At 59.8% G+C, this 26,187-nt stretch carries 17 protein-coding genes; 9 read left to right on the forward strand and 8 right to left on the reverse strand.

Going from position 1 to position 26,187, the window contains the following annotated elements; genetic code table 11:
• The first annotated feature begins 30 nt into the window (after positions 1 to 30).
• The 8 genes from ACOYXH_RS19090 (at position 31) to ACOYXH_RS19125 (ending at position 16,448) form a co-directional block, all read left to right on the forward strand.
• On the forward strand, positions 31 to 4,551 hold the full coding sequence (locus ACOYXH_RS19090; RefSeq protein ID WP_460409880.1) for a SpvB/TcaC N-terminal domain-containing protein: 4,521 nt from the start codon (positions 31 to 33) through the stop codon (positions 4,549 to 4,551).
• Positions 4,548 to 7,286, forward strand: a complete 2,739-nt coding sequence (locus tag ACOYXH_RS19095; RefSeq protein ID WP_460409881.1) for an RHS repeat-associated core domain-containing protein — start codon at positions 4,548 to 4,550, stop codon at positions 7,284 to 7,286. The genes ACOYXH_RS19090 and ACOYXH_RS19095 overlap by 4 nt, the downstream gene beginning before the upstream one ends.
• Positions 7,283 to 10,021 carry an RHS repeat-associated core domain-containing protein gene (locus ACOYXH_RS19100; protein WP_460409882.1) on the forward strand — a complete coding sequence of 913 codons (2,739 nt, stop codon included), beginning with the start codon at positions 7,283 to 7,285 and terminating at the stop codon, positions 10,019 to 10,021. Before ACOYXH_RS19095 ends, ACOYXH_RS19100 begins: the two co-directional genes overlap by 4 nt.
• A 76-nt stretch (positions 10,022 to 10,097) precedes the next feature.
• Positions 10,098 to 11,858, forward strand: a complete 1,761-nt coding sequence (locus tag ACOYXH_RS19105; protein ID WP_095048244.1) for an ATP-binding protein — start codon at positions 10,098 to 10,100, stop codon at positions 11,856 to 11,858.
• A complete protein-coding gene (locus ACOYXH_RS19110) occupies positions 11,858 to 13,186 on the forward strand; it encodes a sigma-54-dependent transcriptional regulator (protein WP_150693255.1) in 1,329 nt (442 codons plus the stop codon). Before ACOYXH_RS19105 ends, ACOYXH_RS19110 begins: the two co-directional genes overlap by 1 nt.
• Before the next feature lie 400 nt (positions 13,187 to 13,586).
• On the forward strand, positions 13,587 to 14,906 hold the full coding sequence (locus ACOYXH_RS19115) for an MFS transporter (RefSeq protein ID WP_007912608.1): 1,320 nt from the start codon (positions 13,587 to 13,589) through the stop codon (positions 14,904 to 14,906).
• 379 nt (positions 14,907 to 15,285) lie between these two features.
• Complete coding sequence (locus ACOYXH_RS19120; protein ID WP_038366788.1) at positions 15,286 to 15,561, forward strand: hypothetical protein; 276 nt, start codon at positions 15,286 to 15,288, stop codon at positions 15,559 to 15,561.
• A 257-nt stretch (positions 15,562 to 15,818) separates the two neighbouring features.
• Complete coding sequence (locus tag ACOYXH_RS19125) at positions 15,819 to 16,448, forward strand: flavin reductase family protein (RefSeq protein ID WP_007912610.1); 630 nt, start codon at positions 15,819 to 15,821, stop codon at positions 16,446 to 16,448.
• 4 nt (positions 16,449 to 16,452) lie between these two features.
• Here the strand turns inward: ACOYXH_RS19125 and ACOYXH_RS19130 are convergent, their stop codons facing one another.
• The gene (locus ACOYXH_RS19130; protein ID WP_095048247.1) at positions 16,453 to 16,695 is read right to left on the reverse strand and encodes a hypothetical protein; all 243 of its coding nucleotides are present in this window, start codon (positions 16,693 to 16,695) and stop codon (positions 16,453 to 16,455) included.
• 43 nt (positions 16,696 to 16,738) lie between these two features.
• Positions 16,739 to 17,092 carry an antibiotic biosynthesis monooxygenase family protein gene (locus tag ACOYXH_RS19135; protein ID WP_460409883.1) on the reverse strand — a complete coding sequence of 118 codons (354 nt, stop codon included), beginning with the start codon at positions 17,090 to 17,092 and terminating at the stop codon, positions 16,739 to 16,741.
• 338 nt (positions 17,093 to 17,430) lie between these two features.
• Between ACOYXH_RS19135 and ACOYXH_RS19140 the strand changes: the two genes are divergently transcribed.
• Positions 17,431 to 18,360, forward strand: coding sequence for an AraC family transcriptional regulator (locus ACOYXH_RS19140; RefSeq protein WP_093430530.1), 930 nt, complete (start codon positions 17,431 to 17,433; stop codon positions 18,358 to 18,360).
• Between the two features lie 355 nt (positions 18,361 to 18,715).
• Here the strand turns inward: ACOYXH_RS19140 and ACOYXH_RS19145 are convergent, their stop codons facing one another.
• The 6 genes from ACOYXH_RS19145 to ACOYXH_RS19170 all read right to left on the reverse strand — a co-directional run bounded on the left by ACOYXH_RS19145 (position 18,716) and on the right by ACOYXH_RS19170 (position 26,131).
• Positions 18,716 to 19,771, reverse strand: coding sequence for an ABC transporter ATP-binding protein (locus tag ACOYXH_RS19145; protein WP_095048250.1), 1,056 nt, complete (start codon positions 19,769 to 19,771; stop codon positions 18,716 to 18,718).
• Between the two features lie 13 nt (positions 19,772 to 19,784).
• Positions 19,785 to 20,633, reverse strand: a complete 849-nt coding sequence (locus ACOYXH_RS19150) for an ABC transporter permease (protein ID WP_095048251.1) — start codon at positions 20,631 to 20,633, stop codon at positions 19,785 to 19,787.
• Entirely contained in the window at positions 20,630 to 21,538 is a 909-nt protein-coding gene (locus tag ACOYXH_RS19155) for an ABC transporter permease (protein ID WP_095125856.1), read from the reverse strand. The genes ACOYXH_RS19150 and ACOYXH_RS19155 overlap by 4 nt, the downstream gene beginning before the upstream one ends.
• Before the next feature lie 186 nt (positions 21,539 to 21,724).
• Entirely contained in the window at positions 21,725 to 22,828 is a 1,104-nt protein-coding gene (locus tag ACOYXH_RS19160; protein ID WP_095048253.1) for an ABC transporter substrate-binding protein, read from the reverse strand.
• A 217-nt stretch (positions 22,829 to 23,045) separates the two neighbouring features.
• Positions 23,046 to 24,494 carry an aldehyde dehydrogenase family protein gene (locus tag ACOYXH_RS19165; RefSeq protein WP_095125947.1) on the reverse strand — a complete coding sequence of 483 codons (1,449 nt, stop codon included), beginning with the start codon at positions 24,492 to 24,494 and terminating at the stop codon, positions 23,046 to 23,048.
• Positions 24,494 to 26,131, reverse strand: a complete 1,638-nt coding sequence (locus ACOYXH_RS19170) for a 5-guanidino-2-oxopentanoate decarboxylase (protein WP_095048254.1) — start codon at positions 26,129 to 26,131, stop codon at positions 24,494 to 24,496. Before ACOYXH_RS19170 ends, ACOYXH_RS19165 begins: the two co-directional genes overlap by 1 nt.
• Between the last annotated feature and the right edge of the window lie 56 nt (positions 26,132 to 26,187).

Consider the following 26,187-nt stretch of genomic DNA (forward strand, 5'->3'; position numbering starts at 1 on the left):
ACGCCCACCCCGTGCGCAATGGATTCGACCATGCCTGATCAACAAGAGCTGAGCATCACCACCCCTTCCATCGCCAAAAGCGCATCGATCGCCACCATCGGCAAAAGTTGGGGCGCTGTGGGCCCGACCGGAGCCGCCTCGTTCGAGTTGCCGATTCCAACGTCTGCCGGGCGGGGCTGGGATCCTCAGTTCTCGCTGAGTTACAGCAGTCAGAGTGGCAACGGTCCATTCGGCCTTTCCTGGCACCTGGCCGGCGTGGGTCAGATCAATCGCAGAACCAACAAAGGCGTGCCACGTTATACCGATCACGACGAGATCGTCGGTGCCGATGGCGAAGTGTGGATGCCGGAGCTCGATGAGCATGGTGAACTCAAGTTCCGAGAGGAAAGCGTCTACAACGGCGTCGACATTGGCCCGCACAGAGTCGTGCGCTATTGGCCTCGAGTGGAAAGCGATTTTGCCTTGCGCGAGCGCTGGCAGCGGCAGACCCGAGAAGCCGATCCACCGGTATTCTGGCTGATACACGGCGCTGACGGCTCGCTGCACCTTTACGGCAAAACCGAAGCCACACGAATTGCCGATCCCCAGGCTCCTGGACGAATCGCCACATGGCTGCTGTGCGAAAGCATGAACGCGCGCGGCGAACACATCTGCTTTGAATACAAGGCCGATGATCAGGATCCCGCCCCCGTGCGTGACTATCGCGCCCAGCGTTATCTGCGCCGCGTGTGTTACGGCAACTTCACGGCCAGCAGCGATCTGTACAGCTGGACGACGGACAATCCCGCCGAACTGGGCTGGCACTTTCATCTGCTGTTCGATTACGGCGAGCGCAGCACGTCACTGACCGACATCCCAGCATATGACGGTGCCCCCCTCAAACCCTGGACCGTTCGCCCAGACAGCTTTTCAACCCACGGTCAGGGTTTTGAACTGGGCACTCGCAGACTCTGCCAGCAGGCATTGCTGTTTCATCATTTTCCCGAGCAATCGACTGACCAACCGAAACTGGTACGCCGCCTGCTGTTGGAATATCACCAACCGCAAAATATCGCGCAGTGGGCCTACAGCCAGATCAGCGCGGCGCACTATCAGTCATTCGATGCGAGCGGCATTGTCGAAAACACGCCGCCGGTCGAGTTCGACTATGCCCCCTTCGACATCAATAAAACCCCGGCGCGCTTCTTCGAACCCGATGTTCAACCGGGTATCGAGGACGGTGGTTTTTACCAGTGTGTGGATCTTTATGGCGAAGGTGTGCCGGGTTTCCTCTGCCGTTATGACCAGGCCTGGTACTACCGCGAACCACTACGCGCGACCAAGGGCACCGATGAAATCGGCTATGGGCCATGGACCGCACTGGAAAAGATTCCGCTCGCCGATCGCAACCGTCCGGTCCAGCAACTGCTGACCGACCTGACGGGGGACGGAAGGCTCGATTGGGTCACCGCGCAACCGGGTATCAGTGGTTTTCGCACCCTGACAGAACAACGCGAGTTTGCCGACTTCGTCCCCTTCGGCAAATTCCCACCAGAGTTTTTCAACACTCTCTCGACACTTGGCGACTTGAGCGGTGACGGCTTGAGTAGCCTGGCGTTGATCGGGCCCAGCTCCGTGCGGTTGTATGCCAACGAGCGCGAACAAGGCTTCGCCGCGCCTGAAGAGGTGCTGCACGAACCCGACGACGACCGCTTGCCACTGTTCAGCAATTCGCGCACAGAACTGGTGCTGTTGGGCAACCTGCTGGGCAGCGATATGCCCGAGTTGTGTCGGATACGCCATGACGAAATCCGCTGCTGGCCGAACCTGGGCCACGGCCGGTTTGGCAAGGGTCGCAAGATCAGCGAGTTGCCCTTCAACTACGAGCAATTCGATTCGTCCCGGGTGCGCCTTGCCGACCTCGACGGCTCCGGTGCCGCGTCGCTGATTTATCTGAAGTCGGATACCTTCGAGATCTACCTGAATCGTGGCGGCAACGGCCTGGAGCAAATACCGATCAGCGTGCCGTGGCCCGACGGCGTGCGCTACGATCGCCTCTGTCAGGTGAGTTTCGCCGATCTGCAAGGCCTGGGCTGCGCCAGTCTGATCCTGACGGTGACGCACATGCAGCCGCAGCATTGGCGCTACGATTTCGTTTCGGCCAAGCCGTATCTGTTGACCAGCAGTAACAACAACATGGGTTGCAGTGCCAGCGTCGCTTATCGCAGTTCGGCGCAGGAATGGCTGGATGAAAAACACCGTTTGCTCACCCTTAAGCGTTTGCCGGCTTGCCACCTGCCGTTCCCGGTGGCGGTGGTCAAGAAACAACGGCAGCTGGATGAAATCACTGGCAATTGCCTGACTCAGACCTTCACTTGGCGTGAAGGCGTCTACGACAGCCGCGAGCGTGAGTTCCGCGGTTTCGGTCTGTTGCAACAAACCGACAGTGAGAGCGCCAGAGCAGATGAGAGCGAAGGTTTCAGCGAGCCGGTGCGTGTCTGCACCTGGTTTCATACCGGGCAATCGATGGACCGGCCGCGCGACGACTACTTCAATCAGGATGCACAAGCGGTAGCCCTGGGTAACACCCTGTTCAGTCGCCATCACCCGGAAGACGATGCCGATGAACTGATTCCGGTGCAGGATGAAGACAGCCGATACCAGCTCTCCCGAGCGTTGGTCGGCTCGATGGTCCGCAGCGAAACCTACGCTGATGCAGACATGGACGCCCCCGGGATTGCCACGCCTTATGCCGTAGAAGAAGTGCGATATCAGGTGCGCGAGGTTCGCGAGCAAGGTCCTTATGCCACCGCCGTCTTGCTGCCACTGGTGGTGGAAAGGATCAGCTACCAGTACGACGGTTTCGTCGATGACCCCATGTGTCGCAACGATGTGGTCCTGCGCTACAACACTTACGGCCAGCCGACGCACGCCATCACGGTGAGTTACGCCCGGCGACTGACCGAAAAAGATGCACCACCGTTCGACGACCCGGATGTACAGCAGTGGTGGTTCGACGCCCATGACCCGGCGCAACAATCGTTCTACCTGAATGAAAGCCGTTCAGCGTTCATCGATCTGGACAAGGACCGGCAGCATTGGCGTCTCGGTTTGCCCTATCAGCAGCGTGGCAATGCACTGGTCTTGCCCAAAGGCACCCTGCCCACCGGGCTTGAAGCCGCGCAAGTGTCCTATGAGTGCCTGAAGGCACATGAGGATTCGGCGCACTGGAACGCTGAACGGGTGCTGACCACGCAGTCTGTACAGCGCTACTTGAGTACCGATGGCCAACGGCTGGACGACGGCGTTGCCGGATTCGAGGCCCTGGTCGGTCCACTGGAAGTGGCACAACTGGACAAGACGGCGCTGGACGCTTACAGCGTGCTGCCTGCGCCCTTCAACGTGCGCGACGAACTGAAGAAGATCGGCTATCTGCCCATGCCGTTTCTGTTCTGGATAAATCCCTTGGGCAGCACGGAGCATGACCTGTGGTCGGCGAATTTCGGCTACGCCGAATACGCCAGCCTCGACGGTTTCTACAAGGTCCGGCGCTATCGCGAAACCCTCAGCCATGGCTTCACTCACGCCGTATACGACGCGTATGCGCTGGCTGTCACCCTCGTGGAACTGCCAGATGGCTGTACCACCTGCATCGAGTACGACTACCACGCGCTGCAACCGCTGAAAATCATCGATGCCAACCTGAATACTCATCAGGCGTTGTATGAACCCTCCAATCAGCCCCTGGCCACCAGTTTTTATGGCTCAGAGAACAACAGGGAAGCGGGTTTCAGGCCACTGAGCGAATACAAACTTCCGGAGGACCGGAGCCCGGCTACGGCAATTGCCAACCCGACCGATGCCGTGCAAAAAGCCGCGAGTACCCTGCGCAAGGATCTGTTCAGCTGGATGGGGCAGATGGCCAACGACACCCGCGCCGCCCTGGCATGGATCGCTCAGGGTTATCTGCTGCCCAGCGGCCACATCAGGGCCAGTACACGCCGCCAACTGACCCGGCGCAGCGGCGCCTTGACGCCTCATGAACAGGCGCTGCAAGACGCCATCGCAACAGTGCATCGCGAACCGGTGCACAGTGTGATCCTCAGTGCCGACCGCTACCCTGATGACGAGGTGGATGCGCAGATCCAGATCACCAAAGCCTGCGTCGACGGTTTTGGCCGGGCTCTGCAAACCCAGCAATTGGTCGATCCGGGCAAGGCCTATGCCGTGGACGCCGACGGCTCGCTGATCGTCGAGGATGGCCAGATCAAAGTGGTCGATGCCAACCCGCGCTGGCGCATCAGCGAGCGGGTCGAATACAACAACAAAGGCTTGCCCGTTCGTCAGTACCGCGCGTTTTTCGCCAACACCTATACCTACGTCAACGATCAGTCCCTGCGCACACTGAGCCATCACGATCAGCTTCGCTATGACGTCAAGAGCCGGCAGGTCGGAATGGTCAATGCCAAGGGCGACTTTTCCCGAGAGACGTACCACCCTTGGTATCACACCAGCGAAGACTTCAACGACACCGCCGAGCCGTCATCGCCAACCAAGGCATCGCAGCCATGATTGCCAACGTGCATCGCCGTACACCTGCGCTGGCGGTAAGCGATGCGCGTGGTTTGCCAATGCGGCAGGTCGGGTACTTGCGCAGTGTGACGGCCGACAACCCCGTAGCGCTGGTAACCCGTCAGCAGAATGACTACGCCGGCCGTCTGATCGAGCAATGGGATTCGCGCTTGTCGGCACCCTGCCTGACCACGGTTTACAGCCTGGACGGCACGGTATTGAAATCCGACAGCGTCGACGCCGGTTGGCGCCTGACCCTGCCGGGTCTGGCCGGTGAGCCATTGCAACGCTGGGATCAGCGCGACAACCATTGGCGCACGAGCTTCGATGAGCAGCTGCGGGTGATCGCGGTCGAGGAAAATGGTCAGTCCAATGTCGACGTTTTTACTTACGCCGACGCCTCGGCCGAGGCCGGGTACAACCGCCGCGGCCAGTTGCTGGAACAGAAAGACCGTTCCGGTTCGCTGCTCACGGACAGTTATTCCCTGACCGGCCAGCCGCTGAGCGAAACCCGCACGTTCCACGACGGCGAGCCGTTCACCACTCACCATGTGTTCAGCTCGCTCGGCGCGCTGCTCGAGCAGACCGACGCCGGCGGCCATCGGCGACGATCGCGCTACGGCCTGGCCGGGCACCTTCGGCAGGTACAACTGTTGATCAGCGGCCAGAGCCAATGGCAGCCCGTGTTGCTTGATGCGCAGTACAACGCCGCCGACCAGATCATCGAGCAGCAGGCCGGTAATCTTGTCCTCAGTCGCTGGACGTACGACCCTGCAGACAGTCGTCTGCACACTCAGTCCAGTCGCAAAGACACTGGAGCAGTGCTGCAGAACCTCGAATATTTCTACGATCCCGTCGGCAATATCACCCGCATCGAAGACCACGCCTTTCAACCACGTTACTTCGCCAATCAGTTGATCGATGGCCACCGCGACTTCACCTACGACTCGCTCTATCGGTTGACCAGCGCCACCGGCTACGACGACGCCCCGCCGCCGGACATTCCCGGCCTGCCGCAACCGGGCGACCCGAACAATCGCCTCAACTACACCCAGACCTACCAGTACGACAACGGTGGCAACCTGATCGAACTGTGTCACGTACGCACCGGCAACAACTCGACCCGGCAAATGTTCATCGATCTGAAAAGCAATCGCGGGGTGCGCTGGAAAACCGGCGACGAGCCGCCGGATTTCGACACTTTGTTCGATCGCCACGGCAATCAACTGACCGTGCAACCGGGCCAACCGCTGCTCTGGAATACCCGCGATGAGCTGGAAAGCGTGATCCTGGTCCAGCGCGATGGCGGTTCCAATGATGCCGAGTACTACCGTTACAGCCAGGGTATGCGCGTGTTCAAACGCCACGAAACCTTCGCTGCCAACGCCGAGCATTTCCACCAGGTGCGCTATCTGCCGGGGCTTGAAATCCGCACCCGCGACAACGGTGAAGAACTGCACGTCATCACGCTCGGCAACGCCCGCTGCCTGCATTGGGCAAAGAACAATCCCAAAGACATCGACGGCGATCAATTGCGTTACAGCCTCGAAGATCACCTCGGTTCCTGTGCGATGGAACTGGATCAGCAAGCACAACTGATCAGCGAGGAAGGCTATTACCCGTTTGGCGCCACGGCGTGGATGACCCCACCTCCAGAGACCGGGGTCAGCTATAAATTCATCCGTTATTCGGGCAAAGAGATGGACGTCAGTGGCATGTATTACTACGGCGCACGCTATTACGCGCCGTGGTTGCAGCGTTGGGTCAGTGCCGATCCGGCCGGAGATGTGGATGGGTTGAATCTGTATGCGATGGTGTTGAACAACCCGTTAACTTATGTGGATGTGCAAGGCAACAGCCAAGAGAAATTCGATATCGTCAATTTCTCAAACTTCGTGACCACTCTCGGTGATTACTCAGCCACAACGCTGGACCAAATGCTGAAAGTATCAAGCGGACAGTACGGGACTGAACTGCTGGCGAATATTGTTGCAGAATCACTGATAGGCACTGCCGGCTTCTTCGCTGGTTATTTCGGCGGCGGGTTCGCAGGCTCAACACTTACCGCTGCTATGCCCGCCGCCGTCGGCTTCTTGTCGGAGATGATTGCCATGCACATCAGCGGCGATATCGGCGAGGAGATCGCCAGCAAATACACGTCCTTTGCAAATATGACAGTCCCATTGATTCCACAAACTTCGGCAATGAGCGTCGCAGCCATTGATCAAAAGGTCGGCATCACAGAGCGTTCATCGAGTTTCACGCCGGCCGATGCCGCCAACACCTTACTGAACCGCGGCGTCGGAACATTTGTTCCAGGCGTGGGGGCGACACTTAATATCGGTTCGCGGGTGCAGGAGGTGGAGGACATTAAACAGGGTCTGGATCCGGTCAAGATTGAAAAAATCGAAACGATGCTCGCCGACTGGAAACAAGTCCTCACTTCGCGAATGGCCGATATTGAGAAAGCCTTCAGACGCGTAGGACAAAACACGATCAATTCGGCTGACGTGCTACCTGACAAGAGCCGCTTAATGGCTGCCAAGACCATTCGGCTCGATACCTTGCGAGAGCAGACCAGTGCAATCCTGGGATATATCGAAAGCAGCCAGACCACCCTGAAGTGGCACAAAGAAGATTTGCTGACAGACAACAGATTTTTGCGCAAACAAGCGAAACCAGCGTCGAAATTTCAGACATTTGTTCAGCCCTTCACCAAACACAAATTCGCATGAAATACGACCCTGTTCATAGGCGCACTCCAACGGTGGCGGTGATCGATGGCCGGGGCTCGCCGATCCGTCAGGTCAGTTACTTGCGCACTCTGGCAGACGACACACCAAAAGCACTCGTGTCGCTTCAGCAATACGATGTGGTCGGCCGTATGGTGGCGCAGCGGGATCCGCGTCTGCCCACTGCGAACCTCATTAACGTCTACTCACTAAACGGTGATGGGGTATTGACCGACAGCGTCGACGCCGGCTGGCGCCTGATCCTGCCGGGGCTGGCGGGTGAGCCGTTGCGGCGCTGGGATCAGCGCGGTAGCCAGTGGCAGACGATCTTCGATGAGCAACTGCGGGTGGTCGCGGTCGAGGAAAATGGCCAACCCGATGTCGATGTTTTCATTTACGCCGATGCCTCGGCCGAAGCCGGATACAACCGTCGCGGCCAGTTGCTGGAACAGAAAGACCGTTCCGGTTCGCTGCTCACGAACAGCTTTTCCCTGACCGGCCAGCCGCTGCGGGAAACCCGCACGTTCCACGACGGTGAGCCGTTCACCACTCACCATGTGTTCAGCTCGCTCGGCGCGCTGCTCGAGCAGACCGACGCCGGTGGCCATCGGCGACGCTCGCGCTACGGCCTGGCCGGGCAACTCAAGCAAACGGAACTGCTGATCAAGGATACGTCTGACTGGCAACCGGTATTGCTGGACGCACAGTACAACGCCAACGAGCAGATCATTGAACAACTAGCCGGCAATCGCGTCCTCAGTACGTGGACGTACGACCCTGCAGACAGTCGTCTGCACACTCAGTCCAGTCGCAAAGACACCGGCGCAGTGCTGCAGAACCTCGAATATTTCTACGATCCCGTCGGCAATATCACCCGCATCGAAGACCACGCCTTTCAACCACGTTACTTCGCCAATCAGTTGATCGATGGCCACCGCGACTTCACCTACGACTCGCTCTATCGGTTGACCAGCGCCACCGGCTACGACGACGCCCCGCCGCCGGACATTCCCGGCCTGCCGCAACCGGGCGACCCGAACAATCGCCTCAACTACACCCAGACCTACCAGTACGACAACGGTGGCAACCTGATCGAACTGTGTCACGTACGCGCCGGCAACAACTCGACCCGGCAAATGTTCATCGATCTGAAGAGCAATCGCGGGGTGCGTTGGAAAACCGGCGACCCGGAACCGGTGTTTGGCGATCTGTTCGACAGTCACGGTAACCAGAAAGCGATGCACCCCGGCAAGCCGCTGATCTGGAATGCCCGCGATGAGGTGAAGAGCGTGACGCTGATCCAGCGTGAAAACGATCGCAATGACGCCGAGCATTACCTTTACAGCCAGGGCATTCGCGTGTTCAAACGCCACGAAACCTTCGCTGCCAACGCCGAACATTTCCACCAGGTGCGCTACCTGCCCGGGCTTGAAATCCGCACCCGCGACAACGGTGAAGAACTGCACGTCATCACCCTCAGTAACGCCCGCTGCCTGCATTGGGCAAAGAACAACCCCAAAGATATCGACAGCGATCAATTGCGTTACAACCTTGAAGATCATCTCGGCTCCAGCGTGATGGAACTGGATCAAGACGCCGTCATGATCAGCCAGGAAGGCTATTACCCCTTCGGCGAAACCGCGTGGATGGCACCGAATTCGGAAACCAGGTACCGCTTCATCCGCTATTCGGGCAAGGAGATGGATGTCAGCGGGTTGTACTACTACGGCGCCCGCTATTACGCGCCGTGGTTGCAACGCTGGGTCAGTGCCGACCCGGCAGGGGATGTGGATGGGCTGAACCTATATGGGTTTGTGCGCAACAATCCCATGACTTACTTCGACACGACAGGCAACAAAACAGAAGAAGCTCAACCGTCAAGCGCAGGCGTTCGGGCATTTATTACCGGAAACACTCCCACAGAGCGTATGCAGAAGAAACTGGCCTTCCATAACGAGCTGCTTTCAGCCGTCGATCTGGCTGTCAGGGATGTCACCACTCAAATACTCAATCATCGCTCTGAGCCCAACAGCAGGGTATCAACCGCGAAACGTACAGGTTTTTTTCTTGCGGAAAAGGGCACATCCAACGCGGTTGGCATAGGCATGAGCGCAGCCGGGGTAGCACTGGGAATCCCTGGCGGCCCTCTGGGAATGCTGATTGGCGGGGCTCTTGGTTTCCTAGTCGGAAAAACCGTGAGTAAAACGACGAAAGCGATCGGCAGAAAAACCGGTTTGAACACCTCCATCAGCTTGCAACCGGATCGATTGAAAGGAACCAGGCTGTTAAAGCAAACACAGGCCGAACAAGGGCCCGTGGTTAACTTTAAAGCTATCGCCGATTACAACCCGCTCAAACCCGAAGGACGGCAAGAGATCAAACAAGGCGGCATCGCGGCTGGCAAGGAATTGGCGCTGGCAGGCGCTGGCAAGATCCCCTACGTCGGGCCGACTATCAAGGTGATTCCGGACACCCTCGATCTCTTGAATGAAATAGCAACCAGCGCAAATGATCTTACCGAGGATGAGGTGACTGCACTGGATGCCGACATTACCGACACGATTAATATGCTGCAGTATCGCTCGGAACATTTAATCGAAACGGTCAAGACCCTGAGTCGTACTGACCCCTCTAAGCGCATTGAACGCATTGAACGCGACACAGGACAGCGAATAAAAAGGCTTCGAAACCTGAGGACCGTGCTTCATTCCAATTCGTCGACTTTTACTGCCGTATGAAAAGGTGACGACGCGACTCCTGGCCTGAACAGTGCTCATGGTAAGGTGCCTGCCCGTCCTTATTCCTGCGCCCAGCATGCTGCCGACTTCCCGTACCCTGCGTCTGTCGTTGTATACCCTGCTGATCATTGCCGGCGCGGCGCTTGCCGCTACGCTTGCGATCCGCCACGCCGAACGTCAGGCGCTGGAGGAGGATGCCGCCCGTGCCAACCAGCAACTGGCGTTGTACGCCAACTCCCTGCATACCCTGATCGACCGCTACCGCGCCCTGCCCGCCGTGCTGGCGCTGGACCCGCAATTGCGTTCGGCGCTGGCCGGGCCGGTCGATGCCGACGAACAGGCGGCGCTGAATCTCAAGCTGGAAAAGATCAACGGCGCGGCGCAATCCTCGACCCTTGAACTGCTTGATCACACGGGCCTCGCCGTGGCGGCGAGCAACTGGCGCTTGCCGAGCAGTTACGTCGGCCACAATTACGGTTTCCGCCCCTACTTCAGCCAGACCCGCACCCAAGGCACCGGGCGTTTTTACGCGGTGGGCGTGACCAGCGGAATTCCCGGCTATTTCCTCTCCAGCGCGGTGCTCGGCGACAACGACGAGTTCCTTGGCGCAATGGTGGTCAAGCTGGAATTCCCCGAGCTGGAACGCGAATGGAGTCAGGGCAATGACACACTGCTGGTCAGCGATGCGCGCGGGATCATCTTCATCGCCAACCAGCCCGGCTGGCGCTATCGCGCGCTGCGGCCATTGAGCGCCCGCGACATCGATGAGATCAAAGCCACCCGGCAGTACGACAAGCAATCGCTGCAGCCCTTGACTCATTTGTCGCTGCGCCGCTTCGATGACAACAGCGACCTGCGCCGCGTCGAAGGCCCGCAAGGCACGGCGGATTATCTATGGGAATCGCTGCCCCTGAGCGCCGAAGGCTGGACCCTGCACCTGCTGCGCCATCCGCAAGTGGCGTTCGAAGACCTGCGCAACGCCGGGCTGGCCGCCGCCGGGGTGTGGCTGGCGCTGGTGTTTCTGTTGCTGTTTCTCAACCAGCGCTGGCGCCTGTCGAAAATCCGCCAGCGCAACCGCGAAGAACTTGAACAGTTGGTGGAAGAACGCACCCGCGATTTGCGCACCGCGCAGGACGGCCTGGTGCAATCGGCCAAACTCGCCGCGCTCGGCCAGATGTCCGCCGCGCTGGCCCATGAAATCAATCAGCCGCTGACCGCTCAGCGCATGCAACTGGCGACGCTGCGCCTGCTGCTCGAGCATGGCCGGGTCGACGATGCTTATAAAGCCTTGAAACCGGTAGACGAGATGCTCACGCGCATGGCTGCCCTCACCGGCCACCTCAAGACCTTCGCGCGCAAAAGCCCCAGCGGCTTGCGTGAGCGCCTGGATCTGGCGACGGTGGTCGATCAGTCTTTGCAGTTACTCGATGCACGGTTGCGTGACGAGCAGGTCAGTCTGGTGTTGCACCTGACGCGTCCGGCATGGGTGCGCGGTGATGCGATTCGTCTCGAACAGGTGCTGATCAACCTCCTGCGCAACGCCCTCGATGCGATGCAGGGCAAAGCGTGCAAGCGTCTCGAAATCCGTCTGGAAGCCGATGAACAACTGTGGCGCCTGAGCGTCAGCGACAATGGCGGCGGCATCGCCGAAGACCATTTGGGCCAGGTCTTCGATCCGTTCTTCACCACCAAACCGGTGGGCGACGGTTTGGGTCTCGGCCTGGCGGTATCCTTCGCCATCGTGCATGAATCCGGCGGCCGTCTGAGTGCTGAAAATGGCGACAGCGGCGCGGTGTTCAGCCTGACTTTGCCGATCGATCTGGAGGCACACATCTGATGCTCAATTCAGTGATGGTGGTCGATGACGAAAGCAGCATTCGCAGCGCCGTCGAGCAGTGGCTGAGCCTGTCCGGCTTCGAGGTGCAGCTGTTCAGCCGCGCTGAAGAATGCCTCGCCGCCCTGCCCGCGCACTTTGCCGGGGTGATCCTCAGCGACGTGCGCATGCCCGGCATGGGCGGCCTGGCGTTGTTGGCCGAAGTGCAGAAACGCGACGCTGACCTGCCGGTAATTCTGCTCACCGGTCATGGCGATGTACCGATGGCCGTCGAGGCGATGCGCGACGGTGCTTACGACTTTCTGGAAAAACCGTTCAGCCCGGAAACCCTGCTCGGCAGCTTGCGCCGGGCGCTGGACAAACGCCGGCTGATTCTGGAAAACCGTGCACTGCACGAGCAGGCCGACAACCGCGCGAAACTCGATGCGACGTTGCTTGGTGTGTCCCGTGGTTTGCAGACGTTGCGTCGGCAAGTGCTGGACCTGGCGGCGCTGCCGGTCAATGTGCTGATCCGTGGCGAAACCGGCAGCGGCAAGGAATTGGTCGCGCGTTGCCTGCATGATTTCGGTCCGCGCGCGGCCAAGCCGTTTGTGGCGCTGAACTGTGCGGCGATCCCTGAGCAGTTGTTCGAGGCGGAGTTGTTCGGTCACGAGAGCGGTGCATTTACCGGCGCCTCGGGCAAGCGCATCGGCAAGCTGGAATACGCCGATGGCGGCACCTTGTTTCTCGATGAAATCGAAAGCATGCCGCTGGCACAACAGGTGAAACTGTTGCGCGTGTTGCAGGAGCAGAAGCTTGAACGGCTGGGCTCGAACCAGAGCATTCGCGTTGACCTGCGCATTGTCGCAGCGACCAAACCCGACCTGCTCGATGAAGCCCGGGCCGGACGTTTTCGCGAGGACCTGGCGTATCGCCTGAACGTTGCCGAACTGCGCTTGCCGCCGTTGCGCGATCGCCGCGAAGACATCCCGTTGCTGTTCGAAACCTTCGCCCACAATGCCGCTGAACGCTTGGGCCGCACCTTTCCACCCTTGAGTGGCGCGCAATTGAGCCATCTGCTCAGCCACGACTGGCCGGGCAACGTACGCGAACTAGCGAACGTTGCCGAACGTCAGGTGTTGGGCCTGGATGAACCGGCACCGGGGATTGATCCGGGGCAATCGCTGGCGGCGCAGCAGGAGGCGTTTGAGGCGCAGTGTTTGCGTGCGGCGCTGACCCGGCACAAGGGCGATGTGAAAGCGGTACTTGAAGAGTTGCAACTGCCGCGCCGCACGTTCAATGAAAAGCTGCAGCGGCATGGATTGAGTCGGGAGATGTTTTTGGCTGAGTGAGGCTGGGTCGGGATTTTTGCTGCGGCTGAAAACCATCCCCCTCACCCCAGCCCTCCCGAAACGTCGGACCGCCCCCAAGGGGGCGAGGGGGAAAGGGAGCCGATCTTCATGCTTTTCGAAACCTGAGTTCGACTCGGTATCTCAGGTCGGCGTAACTATCAAAAGCACCTCGATCAGTCCCCTCTCCCCCCGGGAGAGGGTTAGGGTGAGGGGCTTTTGATCTCAGCCCCAATAAGCGGAAATCCGCTCACAAGATCAATTCCATCGGCACAAATCCGCTCACCCAATCCCGCCACGCCCTCTAAATCGGCCCTCCCCCCGTTGGCACACCTCCTGCTATAGCCCTCGCAGGCTGCGTTTCGACGCGCTCCACAAAAACAATTAAACGAAGGATCCTTCAATGGATAACTCCAACGCCCTGCCACTTGGGTCGGCTGCCGTGCCGGCCAAAGAAAGAACCACCGCCAGCCGGATCAAATCGATCTTCAGCGGTTCCGTCGGCAACATGGTCGAGTGGTACGACTGGTATGTGTATGCCGCCTTCTCCCTGTATTTCGCGAAAACCTTCTTCCCCGCCGGTTCCACCACCGCCCAACTGATGAACACCGCTGCGATTTTCGCCGTCGGCTTTCTGATGCGTCCGATTGGCGGCTGGCTGATGGGGATGTACGCCGACAAGGTCGGCCGTAAAAAAGCCTTGATGGCCTCGGTTTACCTGATGTGCTTCGGCTCGCTGCTGATCGCCCTCAGCCCGAACTACGAAACCATCGGCATCGGCGCGCCGATCCTGCTGGTGTTCGCCCGTCTGCTGCAGGGCCTCTCGGTCGGGGGCGAATACGGCACCTCGGCAACCTATCTCTCGGAGATGGCGACCAAGGAACGTCGCGGCTTCTTCTCCAGCTTCCAGTACGTGACCCTGATCTCCGGCCAGCTCATCGCGCTGGGCGTCCTGATCGTGCTGCAGAACGTGCTGACCACTGAACAACTGTACGCGTGGGGCTGGCGTATTCCGTTCGCCATCGGCGCGCTGTGTGCGGTCGTGGCGCTGTACCTGCGTCGCGGCATGGAAGAAACCGAGTCGTTCACCAAAAAAGAGAAGTCCAAGGAAAGCGCCATGCGCACCTTGATGCGCCACCCCAAAGAGCTGTTGACCGTGGTCGGCCTGACCATGGGTGGCACCTTGGCGTTCTACACCTACACCACTTACATGCAGAAATACCTGGTGAACACGGTCGGCATGAGCATCTCCGACTCGACCACCATTTCTGCCGCCACGCTGTTCCTGTTCATGTGCCTGCAACCGATCATCGGTGGCCTCTCGGACAAGATCGGTCGTCGTCCGATCCTGATCGCCTTCGGCGTGCTGGGGACGATCTTCACCGTGCCGATCCTGATGACCCTGCACACTATTCAAACCTGGTGGGGCGCGTTCTTCCTGATCATGGCAGCGCTGATCATCGTCAGCGGCTACACCTCGATCAACGCGGTGGTGAAAGCCGAACTGTTCCCGACCGAGATCCGCGCCCTGGGCGTTGGCCTGCCGTATGCACTGACCGTGTCGATCTTCGGCGGCACCGCTGAATACATCGCGCTGTGGTTCAAGAGCATCGGCATGGAAACCGGTTACTACTGGTATGTGACGGCATGCATCGCGGTGTCGTTGCTGGTGTACATCACCATGAAGGACACCCAGAAGCATTCGCGGATCGTGACTGACTGATCGGGTTTCACAGCCACTGCAATGGTGGCTGTGATGGACTCTTCGCGAGCAGGCTCGCTCCCACATCTGGAATGCATTTCCCTGTGGGAGCGAGCCTGCTCGCAATTGGGTCACAGCGTTATCCAGACCTGCATGAAAAATCCCTCACACACGCCGCACAGCGATTAATCGCTAATTAATACTGCCCCCTCATTCTGCAATCACCTGATCGATGACCTGCGCGACGCTCGCTCCGACGACGAAAGCGAATTCAACGTGTCGCCCTTAACATCAAGTTAATCGATTGTTCTTAGCATTAATTTGCGCTTTTTAATCAATTTATTTGGCGTAGCATTAAACCCATGCAAGACACACCGCCAACGAATCTGGAGTAACCGACATGAAAACCAAACTGATCCTCGCCCTGACCCTGTCCGTACTGGCCGCTAATACCTTTGCTGCCGACGGCTCGGATCGCACCAAATCCGCAGACTTCATCAACGGCGCCAGCGCCGCCATCGAAACCAGCCACACCGGCACTTACGCTGCTGATGGTTTTGATAAAACCAGCCTTGGCAAAGCTGTGGCTGCTGATGGTTTCGACAAGACCAACCTGGGTAAAACCGTCGCGGCTGACGGTTTCGATAAAACCGGTACCGCCGCTGCCATCAGCTAAGTATCAGCAGTCCTCCCACAGCCCGGCCTCGGCCGGGCTTAGTCATTTCTGGGGCATGACAATTTTCTCAAATACACACAAATCCACTGTAGGAGCTGCCGAAGGCTGCGATCTTTTGATCTTGATCTTTAAAAGCAAAATCAAAAGATCGCAGCCTTCGGCAGCTCCTACACGGGGTTTTGCGTCTGGCTGGAAATATGCGGGGCGTCCTTGCACTATGGCTGCATCCGAAACGCAGCCTCAGGAATTCACCCACCATGCCCGATGACATCCACTTCTACGAACCCGCCAACGGCCACGGTCTGCCCCACGATCCGTTCAACGCCATCGTCGGCCCACGCCCCATCGGCTGGATTTCCTCGCAGGATGCCAACGGCCGCTTGAACCTGGCGCCGTACAGCTTCTTCAATGCCTTCAACTACATTCCGCCGATCATTGGTTTTTCCAGCGTCGGGCGCAAAGACAGCCTGAACAACATCGAGCAGACCGGCGAGTTCGTCTGGAACCTCGCCACCCGCCCGCTGGCCGAGCAGATGAATCAGAGCTGCGCGATGGTCGCGCCTGAGGTCAACGAGTTTGAATTGGCGGGTTTGACGACAGTGGCGTCAAAGGTGATTTCAGTACCACGGGTCGCAGAAAGTCCGGTGTCCTTTGAATGCAAGGTCACGCAGATCATTCAGTTGCAGCGCGCCGATGGCGAAACCGTGCCGAGCTGGCTGATCCTCGGCGAAGTGGTCGCCGTGCATATCGCCAAGTGGCTGTTGAAGGACGGCATTTACGACACCGCCGCAGCAGAACCGATTCTGCGCGGCGGCGGACCGGCGGATTATTTCCAGTTGGGGCCTGAGGCCCTGTTCAAGATGTGGCGTCCGGGCGCAAACAAGTAACGCGTTACCAGATCAACTCGGCGTCTTCAGTGACGCCTTTGAGGTTATCCAGCTCATTGATGGCCGCTTCATCAGCGGCAATGGCGCCGGGGAAGATCTGGTCATTCAACAGTTTGTGAAAGCGTGGTGCACCGCCATCGACCAGGGCCTTGACCGCGATTGCCGCGTGATAGCCCTTGTTGCCGCCCAACTCGACGGGGACGACTGCGGAAACTGCTTCGAAGTGTTCGAACTCTTTACGTGCCATGTCACATATCCCGGCTCAGACAAACAAGCCGGACATTAAACCCTCAACCGACGAGTTTGTGTACCGGCGCCGGGCATTGACCGAGGGCTTGCGCCGCCGACACGTCCTTGAACGTGTGGAAGTCGAGGCTGTTGACCACCAGTTCCTGCACCAGCTCGGCGAAGATTTCCATCGACGGGCTGTTGAAATAGTTGGTCATCATTTGCTGGCTGCTCCAGAACCCGCAGACCAGCCACAACTCGGAATCACACTGCGAATGCTGCAAGGCAAAGCTCAGGCAACCGGGGGCGGCGCGGGACGGCTCGATCAACGCGCTCAGGCGTACACCGAGTTCCGCCGAACGCCCGGCGCGCGCTCGAACGAAGGCCACATGACTGACGGGAATCTGCTTGGACATGTTCAACCCTCCCAGGGAGTCGCGTGGCAGCCGGGGGACGGGCTGCGACAGGATCAAAGGTTAAGGGCCGCACGCCAGCCGCCGTTAGTCGATTCCTGTCGCTGCGTTGCACAATCCTGCGAGACTGCGCAGAAGACCTGTAACAACCTGTAAAACTGCGTCACACGGTTGTCATACGGCGTATCAAGCAACTTTGCCGCCCTACATCCTGCTATGGCTGAGCCCGCCCACAATCCCATGCAGAATCAGGCAAGCATTTCGCAGGATGTGTCTACCGCTGGCGCTTGCACAAACATATGCTCTGCTCCATTCCACCTCCCCTGCCGAGGATGCCGTGCATGACGTCATTCGATCGTTTTCAAGCCGAACCCACCGCTGACATGGAAAAACAGCGCGCGGAACTGGCGGCGATCATCCGCCGCAACACCACCGACGATGGCAGCTACGAGACCGCCATCGGCTCGCTGTTCATGTCGCGCCACACCCGATCCCACGACTTTGCCCCGGTGCTCGCGCAACCGGCGCTGTGCATCATGGCGCAGGGACGTAAGGAAGTGCGGCTGGCCGACGAGTTCTTTAATTACGATCCGCTGAATTATCTGGTGGTGTCGGTTTCGATGCCGTTAAGCGGGCGCGTGGTGAATGTCTCGCCGGAAGAACCGATCCTCGCCGTGCGCCTGGATATCGACCCGACCGAAATCACCGCGCTAATCGCCGACGCCGGCCCGATGGGCGTGCCGACGCGGCCGACCGGGCGGGGTTTGTATGTCGAGCAGATCGACAGTTCGATGCTCGATGCCGTGCTGCGTCTGGCCCGATTGCTCGATGCACCGAAAGACATCGCCATGCTCGCGCCGCTGATTCGCCGGGAGATTCTTTATCGCCTGTTGCGCAGCCCGCAGGGCCATCGTTTGTATGAAATCGCGATCGCCAACAGCCAGAGCCATCGCATCAGTCAGGCGATCAAATGGTTGAACGGCAACTTCGAACAGCCGCTGCGCATTGATGACCTGGCCAAAGAAGTGAACCTCAGCGTCTCGACCTTGCATCACCGTTTCAAGGCGATGACGGCGATGAGTCCGTTGCAGTATCAGAAGCAGTTGCGCCTGCAAGAGGCGCGGCGCCTGATGCTGGCCGAGGGGCTGGAAGCGTCGGCGGCGGGGTATCGCGTCGGGTATGAAAGTCCGTCGCAGTTCAGCCGTGAGTACAGCCGCTTGTTTGGTGCACCGCCGTTAAGGGATTTGGCGCGATTGAGACTTTCGGTGTGAACTTCAAGAGCCCCTCACCCTAACCCTCTCCCAGAGGGAGAGGGGACTGAATGGGGAATATTGGAGAGGTTCACCGACCTGAAAGTGCTTTACCGAATCCACAATCAACTGGATTTTTCAGGTCGATGGATAACGCCTGACACCTCGGTCGGCTCCCTCTACCCCAGGAAAGGGGACTGAATGGGGGATATTGAAGAAGTACGCTGACCTGAAAGTACTTTGCCGAATCCATAATCGACTCGATATCTCAGGTCGATAGATAGCGCCAGACACCTCGGTCGGCCCCCTCTCCCTCCGGGCGGTCCGACGTTTCGGGAGGGCTGGGGTGAGGGGCGATTTGGAGTCAGCCCCCAATCTAAGCCCCCAACACCCGACAAGCGTCCGCCGGCAACGTCACCGACACCGGATGCCCAATCCCCAACCCGATCCCCTGACACGGCGTACTCAGCGCCGTAAACGTCACCCCGGAACACTCCACCGTCGTCTCGATGGTCGCGCCGATATCACGCACAAACGTCACCTTGCCGAGCAATCGATTCCCCGCCGTCGCTTGCGGTGCGGACAGTTGCAGGTCTTCGGGGCGAATCAGCATCTTCACCTTCTGCCCGACGACAATGCTGCTGCAGATCGGCACTTGCAGCGCGTCACCACCCGGCAGGCTGACCTTGCCATCGCCCAGCGCCGTGGCCGGGAAAATATTGCCCGAGCCGATGAAGTCCGCGACAAACTCATTGGCCGGATGCCGATAGATTTCGATCGGCGTACCGACCTGCTGCACCTTGTGTTCGCCCAGCACGACGACGATATCGGCCATGGTCATCGCTTCGCGCTGATCGTGGGTGACCATGATCGTGGTGATGTTCAGGCGCTGCTGCAGTTGGCGGATTTCCACCTGCATCGACTCGCGCAGCTTGGCGTCGAGCGCCGATAGCGGCTCATCGAGCAGGAGGATTTTCGGGTGCGAAGCAATCGCCCGGGCAATCGCCACGCGCTGCCGCTGGCCGCCGGAAAGTTTCGCCACCGGGCGATCGATCATCGCCTGCAACTGGATCAGCTCCAGCAACTCGACCACGCGCTTGTGTTGATCAGCCTTGCTGACACCGCGCAACTTCAGCGGGTAGGCGATGTTCTCGCCAACGGTCATGTGCGGGAACAGCGCCAGCGACTGGAACACCATGCCGAAGTTGCGCAGGTGCGCCGGGGTCTGGCCGATGTCTTCGCCGTCCAGACGAATCTCGCCACCACTCAAGGTTTCCAGCCCGGCGATCATCCGCAGCAAGGTGGTTTTGCCGCAGCCGGACGGGCCGAGGAAACACACCAGTTTGCCTTCCGGCAAATGCAGGTTGACGTCTTGTACCGCGCACGCCGAGCCGTAGAATTTCTCGACGTTTTCCAGAATCAGACCAGTCATGTTGCACCTCAAATCAAAAGGAAACGCCGCCCTCGCCCACCAGCTTCTCCAGCGCCCAGATCAGGACGAAGTCGATCAGCACGATCAGCACGGCAAACGAGAACACGGTAGGGTCGAGCGATGACACGGTGCGGCTGTACATCCAGATCGGCACGGTCATGACGTCGATGGTGTAGAGGAAATAGGTCACGGTGAATTCGTTGAACGAGACGATGAACGCCAGCAGCATGCCGGCCAGAATCCCCGATTTCATCAACGGCACCACCACATCGACAATTGCGCGCAACGGCGAAGCGCCAAGCATCCGCGCCGCTTCCTCGACTTCGCTGCCGATGGAAAGCATCGCTGCGGTACAGTTCTTCACCACAAACGGCAGCGCCAGAATCACGTGGGCAATCACCAGCCGCGAAGTGGTCAGGTGGAACGGCAGGCTGTCGAACACCAGCAGCAAGGCCAGGCCTAACACCACCATCGGGAACACCAGCGGCAGCGACATCAGTTGCAGCGCCACGGCCTTGCCACGGAATTCGCAGCGGGTCAGCGCATACGCGGCAGGCACCGCGATCAGCGTGGCAAAAACCATCGTCAGGCACGACACCAACAGGCTGGTGGCCATGGCCTGACCGAGGCTGAGCACGTCGCTGGCGTCCGGCGAAACAAAGGTGTGCCAGGCCGCTTTGTACCATTGCAGGCTGTAGCTGCTCGGTGGGAAGTCGAGGTTCGACGCACCGCTGAACGACATGACGATCATGGTCAGGATCGGCAACACCGCCAGCAGCAGAATGAAGCCGGAGAGGATGCCGGCGAACTTGCCGGTTTCGCCGGGCAACAGCACCATGCGCTTCTTGGTCAGGGCACTCATTGCGAAGCCTCCAGCAGACGCCGACGACGGCCAGTGATGTATTCAGAGAGAGTCATGATCGCCAGCGTGGTGACAATCAGCACCACCCCGGCTGCCGACGCGGCGGGCCAGTTCATCAGCGGCGCGATCTGGTCATGCACCATCACCGCCAGCATCGGCACGCGACGGCCACCGAGCAGCAACGGCACCACGAAGCTGCTGGCGTTGTAGGCGAACACCAACGTTGCACCGGTGATGATCCCCGGCAAACTCATCGGCAGAACCACTTGGCGGAACACTTGAAAACGGCTGGCACCGAGGGTTGCGGCTGCTTCTTCATAGCTTCGCGCGACGCCGCGCATGGCGCTGGCAATCGGCAACACCGCGAGTGGAAACGCTGTTTGCACCAGGCCCATCAGAACGCCGTTCTGGTTGTACAGCAACATGATCGGCCGCTTGATCAGGCCGAGGCCCATCAGCGCCTGATTGAGCATGCCGCCGGGACCGAGAATCACCAGCCAGCCGTAGCTTTGCAGCAGCAGATTGACCAGCAGTGGCAACAGCACCGCTGCGAGGAAAATCCGCCGCAGAAACGGCGAGGTCAGCCGCGACATGGTGTACGCCACCGGGATCGCCAGCACCACGGCAATCACCGCGCTGATCAGCGCCAGACGCAAGGTCAGCAGCAAGGATTTCAGGTAATAGGGTTCGAGCAACTGGGCATAACTGGCCAGGCTGAAACCGCTCCATTCCGCGCCTTTGGTGCCGACGCTCATGCGTAGCACCAACAGGCTGGCGGCGATCAGCACGCCGAGAAACAGCATCGACGGCGTGAGGAAAAGCCACGCCCGCGCTGTCGGAGAAATACCGCGCGCCGGACGCACATCGCCGGCGCCAACCGGTTGGGTCAGGGATTGATGTTCCATAGCAATGATCTCGTCAATGGAAGAACAACTGACAAACACAACCTTCATATTCACTGAGAAACCTGTGGGAGCTGGCTTGCCAGCGATAGCAATCTGTCAGTGACATCATTGTCGACAGGAAGGCCGTCATCGCTGGCAAGCCAGCTCCCACAAGGGTTTGCGGTGTTCTGAAGGTTTGTGTTCGGCTCAGGAAGAAAAAATTTCCGTATAGCGACGAATCCATTGGTCATGCACGGTGGCCAGGAAGGCGTTGTCGTGCATGATCGCCTTCTCGGCAATCTGCTCCGGCGTCAGAATGAACGGGCTCTTGCGCGCTTCGGCGGAGATGATCGCCTTGGCGTTGACCGGGCCGTTGAAGATGTCTTCGGCCATCTTGCCCTGCACCAGCGGGTCGAGGGAGTGGTCGATAAACGCGTAAGCCAGATCGGTATCTCCCGGCCGATTCTTCGGCATCACCGAAAGCATCAGGTCGGTGTAGAAACCTTCCTTCATGCCGAACGTAGCGCCGAGGCCGTAGTTCGGATCGCGGATCTGCTTGGGAAAAAATGCCGGGGCATAGAGGCCGCCCATGTCCAGCGAACCGGTGCGGAACAGCTCGGCAATCTGGTTCGGGTTTTCGCCCAACGTCACCACGCGATCCTTGAGTTCGGCGAGTTTCTTGAAGCCCGGTTCGATGTTGTGTTCGTCACCGCCGGCCAGTTTCGCGGCGATGATGATCAGGTCCATCGCCTCGGTCCAGTTCGGCGGAGGCAGGAAAATATTCGGCGCCAGATCGGCATCCCACAACGCGGCATAACTGCTCGGCGCCTCTTTCTGGGTGCGAGTGCTGTAGACCAGACTGTTGCACCACAACAGGTAACCGATGCCGTGGCCATTGGCGCCAGTGCGGTATTTTTCCGGGACGTCGATCAGGTTGGGAATACGGTTGAGGTCGGGTTTTTCCAGCAGCCCGGCGGCCGCCAGACCTTCGGCACCGACGCCGGCCAACGTGATGATGTCGTACTGCGGACGATCACCGCCGGCCTTGAGTTTGGCGACCATTTCCGAAGTGCTGCCGGTGCGGTCGGCGATGACCTTGGCGCCAGTCTTGGCTTCGAACGTGGCGGCGATGTTGCGCAGTGCCGCGAGGCCGGTGTCATCCGACCAGGTCAGCAAACGCAGGGTCTTGCCGGCGAACCGCGTGTCGCTGGCGCTCGCCCGGATGAAGGGCATGCTCAGGGCGGCCGCAGCCACCGAGGCGACGCCGACGGTTTTAATGAATTGACGCCTGTTCAGATCGTGCTCGCCCATGACGGACTCCCTTTGTTCTTTTAAGTATGAGGTTGGTCGCAACCGTTGCATCCGCGCGGCCGGATCCGCTGCAGGCCTTGTTTTCAAAGGCCTGCAGCGCTGCCGACGGGTTCATCCTGAGGTCGTGCAAAACACCTGACTATCGAAAAAAACTCATTGAAGCCATGACGTCGACGCATGCCTCGTTGCGAGGCATGCGCTCACCTTTTTCGGGCGTTCAGAGCGCCCGGATCACGTGTTTGATTTCCTGAAACGCGGCCAGGCCCCACGGTCCCAATTCGCGGCCGATGCTGCTCTGCTTGTAACCGCCCCACGCGGTTTGCGGGAAGATCACTTGCGGCGCGTTGAGCCACACCAGCCCCGCCTGCAGGGCGTTGGCGACCCGCTCGGCGGTCTCGGCGTTACGCGTCACCACACTGGCGACCAGGCCGAATTGGCTGTCGTTGGCCAGGGCAATTGCCTCGGCTTCGCTGCTGAAACTGCGCACACACAGCACCGGACCGAAAATCTCTTCGCACCACAGCGCACTGTCGAGGGGCACGTCGGTGAACACGGTTGGCTGCAAAAAATATCCGCGCGGCAGATCTGCCGGACGATTGCCGCCGCACACTAGCTTCGCGCCAGCGCTCAGACCCCGGTCGATGTGACCAAGCACGCGCTGGTATTGCGCCTGATTGACCAGTGCGCCCATCTCCACGTCCGGGTCGAACGGATCCGCCACGCGAATCGCCTGCGCACGCTTGTGCAAACGTTCAAGGAATTCATCCGCCAATTCATCGGCAACCAACACACGGCTGGTGGCCGAGCACATCTGCCCGGCATTGAAGAAACCGCCACCGCAAGCCAACTCGACCGCTAGTTGCAGATCCGCATCTTCGAGCACCAGCAGCGAAGATTTGCCGCCCAGTTCCAGACTCACGCCCTTCACCGTTTCGGCGGCGCGCTGCATCACCTGGACACCGACGGCGTTACTACCGGTGAAGGAAATCTTGGCGATGCGCGGATCCGCCGACAGTGGTGCACCGACCGCCAGGCCAGTACCGCAAACGACGTTGAACACGCCGTTGGGCAGGCCGGCTTCGGCGATGATCGCCGCCAGCTCCAGCTCTGGCAGCGGCGTGACTTCCGACGGTTTCAGCACCACGCAGCACCCGGCGGCGAGGGCCGGCGCAAGTTTCCACGCGGTGGTGACCATGGGGAAATTCCACGGCACGATCAGCCCGACCACGCCGCACGGCTCGCGCCGCAAGCGTGCGCTGAAATCATCGCTGGGCAGCGGCACGTTGCTGTCCTGTCTGGCGTCGAGGCCTTCAGCGAGTTCGGCGTAGTACTCGAAGGTGGCGATCACATCGTCGACGTCGATGGCCGCTTCGAACTGCGGTTTGCCGTTGTTGCTCGATTGCAGTTTCATCAAGTGATCGCGACCGTTGCGCACGCCATTGGCGATGTTGCGCAGAATCGCGCCGCGCTCAGCACCGCTGGTTTGCGACCAGTCCCTGAATGCTTCAGTCGCAGCGCTCACGGCCTGGCTCACCGCGTGCTCGTCACCACCATTGACCGTGGTCAGCAACGCCTCAGTGGCCGGGTTGATCACGCGCAGATGTTCGCGGCCGGCCGACCATTGGCCGTTGATGTAGAGGCCGTCGAGTGTGGTTGGAAAATTGATCACTTGGCCACCGCCTGCATCCACTGGTTCTGGTCGATTTCGATTACGCTCGGGCCTTGGCGATCGGTCGCGGCACGCAGTGCACTGCGCAGTTGTTCCACTGAGTTGATCGCTTCGGCGGCGCAGCCGAGGGCCTTGGCCACGCCAATGAAGTCCGGGGTGTAGATGTCGACGCCGACCGGTTCGATGGCGCGGTTGACCATGTATTTCTTGATCTCTTCGTAGCCCTGGTTATTCCACAGCAGGACGATCACCGGGGTGCGCGCTTCGACGGCGCTGGCCAGTTCCGGCAGGGTGAACTGCAGACCGCCGTCGCCGATCAGGCACACCACCGGTGGCCGTGCACCTTTATCGGGTTGTCCACCGAGCCATGCGCCAATCGCTGCCGGCAACGCATAGCCGAGGGTGCCGTAGCCGGTCGACGAGTTGAACCAGCGACGCGGACGCTCCGGATTGAAGGTCAGGTTGCCGGTGTACACCGGTTGCGTGGAGTCGCCGACGAACACCGCGTCGGGCAATTCGTGCAGCACGGTTTCGAGGAAACGGGTTTGCGCCAGCGTCGGTGCATCCCAGGTCGCGGCCAGATCATCACGCAGACGCGCCGCGCGTACCTGGCCCCAATCGTTGCGGCGCTCGGCCAGCGTTTTGTGCGACAAGGCGCTGAGCAATGCCTGCGCGGCATTGCGCGAATCGGCAACCAGGGCGACGTGTGGCGGATAGTTACGCACGGTCTGATCGGCGTCGATGTCGATGCGCAGCAGCTTGCCGGGAATCTCGAAACCACCGGCGAAGGTCACGTCGTAATCGGTTTCGGCCAGTTCGGTGCCGATCGCCAGTACCACATCGGCATCGGCGACCAATTCGCGGGTGGCGACCAGGCTTTGTGTCGAGCCGATCAGCAGCGGATGCGTCGACGGCAACAGACCTTTGGCGTTGATCGTCAGCGCTACAGGTGCGTCGAGCAGTTCAGCCAGTTCGGTAAGCTCTGCTGCGGCATCGATCGCACCGCCACCGGCGAGAATCAACGGACGTTGGGCGCCGGCCAGCAACGCGCTCATACGGCTTACGGCAGCGGGCGCGGCACCGGCGCGGTCGATGTTGACCGGAATACTGGCGAGCAGCTCATCGGCCTCTTCCACCAACACGTCCAGCGGAATTTCGATGTGCACCGGACGCGGACGCCCGGCCTGGAACAAGGCGAATGCGCGAGCGAGCACGCCGGGCAATTCCGACGCCGACATCAGGGTGTGAGAGAACGCTGCGACGCCAGCGACCAGTGCGCTCTGGTTCGGCAACTCGTGCAGCTTGCCGCGCCCGCCGCCCAACTGGTTGCGGCTCTGTACGCTGGAGATCACCAGCATCGGGATCGAGTCGGCGTAAGCCTGGCCCATGGCGGTGGTGATGTTGGTCATGCCCGGGCCGGTAATGATGAAGCACACACCCGGTTTGCCGCTGGTGCGCGCATAACCGTCAGCCATGAAACCGGCGCCCTGTTCATGCCGTGGGGTGACGTGGTTGATGCTCGAACGGGCCAGCCCGCGATATAGCTCCACGGTGTGCACGCCGGGAATGCCGAACACCTGCTCGACCCCATAACCTTCGAGTAACTTGACCAGTACTTCGCCACACGTCGCCATGTCATTGCCCTTTTGTCAGCTAAAAACACAGATCCCTTGTGGGAGCGAGCCTGCTC

The sequence above is a fragment of the Pseudomonas sp. Mb7 genome, assembly GCF_054790525.1.

Excerpts from the sequence above, each read along its gene's own strand:
- ACOYXH_RS19145 (WP_095048250.1), bottom strand. The coding sequence starts at position 19,771 with ATGACTGGTCTGATTCTGGAAAACGTCGAGAAATTCTACGGCTCGGCG.
- ACOYXH_RS19135 (WP_460409883.1), bottom strand. The coding sequence starts at position 17,092 with ATGTCCAAGCAGATTCCCGTCAGTCATGTGGCCTTCGTTCGAGCGCGC.
- ACOYXH_RS19115 (WP_007912608.1), top strand. The coding sequence starts at position 13,587 with ATGGATAACTCCAACGCCCTGCCACTTGGGTCGGCTGCCGTGCCGGCC.
- ACOYXH_RS19120 (WP_038366788.1), top strand. The coding sequence starts at position 15,286 with ATGAAAACCAAACTGATCCTCGCCCTGACCCTGTCCGTACTGGCCGCT.
- ACOYXH_RS19170 (WP_095048254.1), bottom strand. The coding sequence starts at position 26,131 with ATGGCGACGTGTGGCGAAGTACTGGTCAAGTTACTCGAAGGTTATGGG.
- ACOYXH_RS19125 (WP_007912610.1), top strand. The coding sequence starts at position 15,819 with ATGCCCGATGACATCCACTTCTACGAACCCGCCAACGGCCACGGTCTG.
- ACOYXH_RS19155 (WP_095125856.1), bottom strand. The coding sequence starts at position 21,538 with ATGGAACATCAATCCCTGACCCAACCGGTTGGCGCCGGCGATGTGCGT.
- ACOYXH_RS19140 (WP_093430530.1), top strand. The coding sequence starts at position 17,431 with ATGACGTCATTCGATCGTTTTCAAGCCGAACCCACCGCTGACATGGAA.
- ACOYXH_RS19150 (WP_095048251.1), bottom strand. The coding sequence starts at position 20,633 with ATGAGTGCCCTGACCAAGAAGCGCATGGTGCTGTTGCCCGGCGAAACC.
- ACOYXH_RS19095 (WP_460409881.1), top strand. The coding sequence starts at position 4,548 with ATGATTGCCAACGTGCATCGCCGTACACCTGCGCTGGCGGTAAGCGAT.
- ACOYXH_RS19105 (WP_095048244.1), top strand. The coding sequence starts at position 10,098 with ATGCTGCCGACTTCCCGTACCCTGCGTCTGTCGTTGTATACCCTGCTG.
- ACOYXH_RS19160 (WP_095048253.1), bottom strand. The coding sequence starts at position 22,828 with ATGGGCGAGCACGATCTGAACAGGCGTCAATTCATTAAAACCGTCGGC.
- ACOYXH_RS19090 (WP_460409880.1), top strand. The coding sequence starts at position 31 with ATGCCTGATCAACAAGAGCTGAGCATCACCACCCCTTCCATCGCCAAA.
- ACOYXH_RS19100 (WP_460409882.1), top strand. The coding sequence starts at position 7,283 with ATGAAATACGACCCTGTTCATAGGCGCACTCCAACGGTGGCGGTGATC.
- ACOYXH_RS19110 (WP_150693255.1), top strand. The coding sequence starts at position 11,858 with ATGCTCAATTCAGTGATGGTGGTCGATGACGAAAGCAGCATTCGCAGC.
- ACOYXH_RS19130 (WP_095048247.1), bottom strand. The coding sequence starts at position 16,695 with ATGGCACGTAAAGAGTTCGAACACTTCGAAGCAGTTTCCGCAGTCGTC.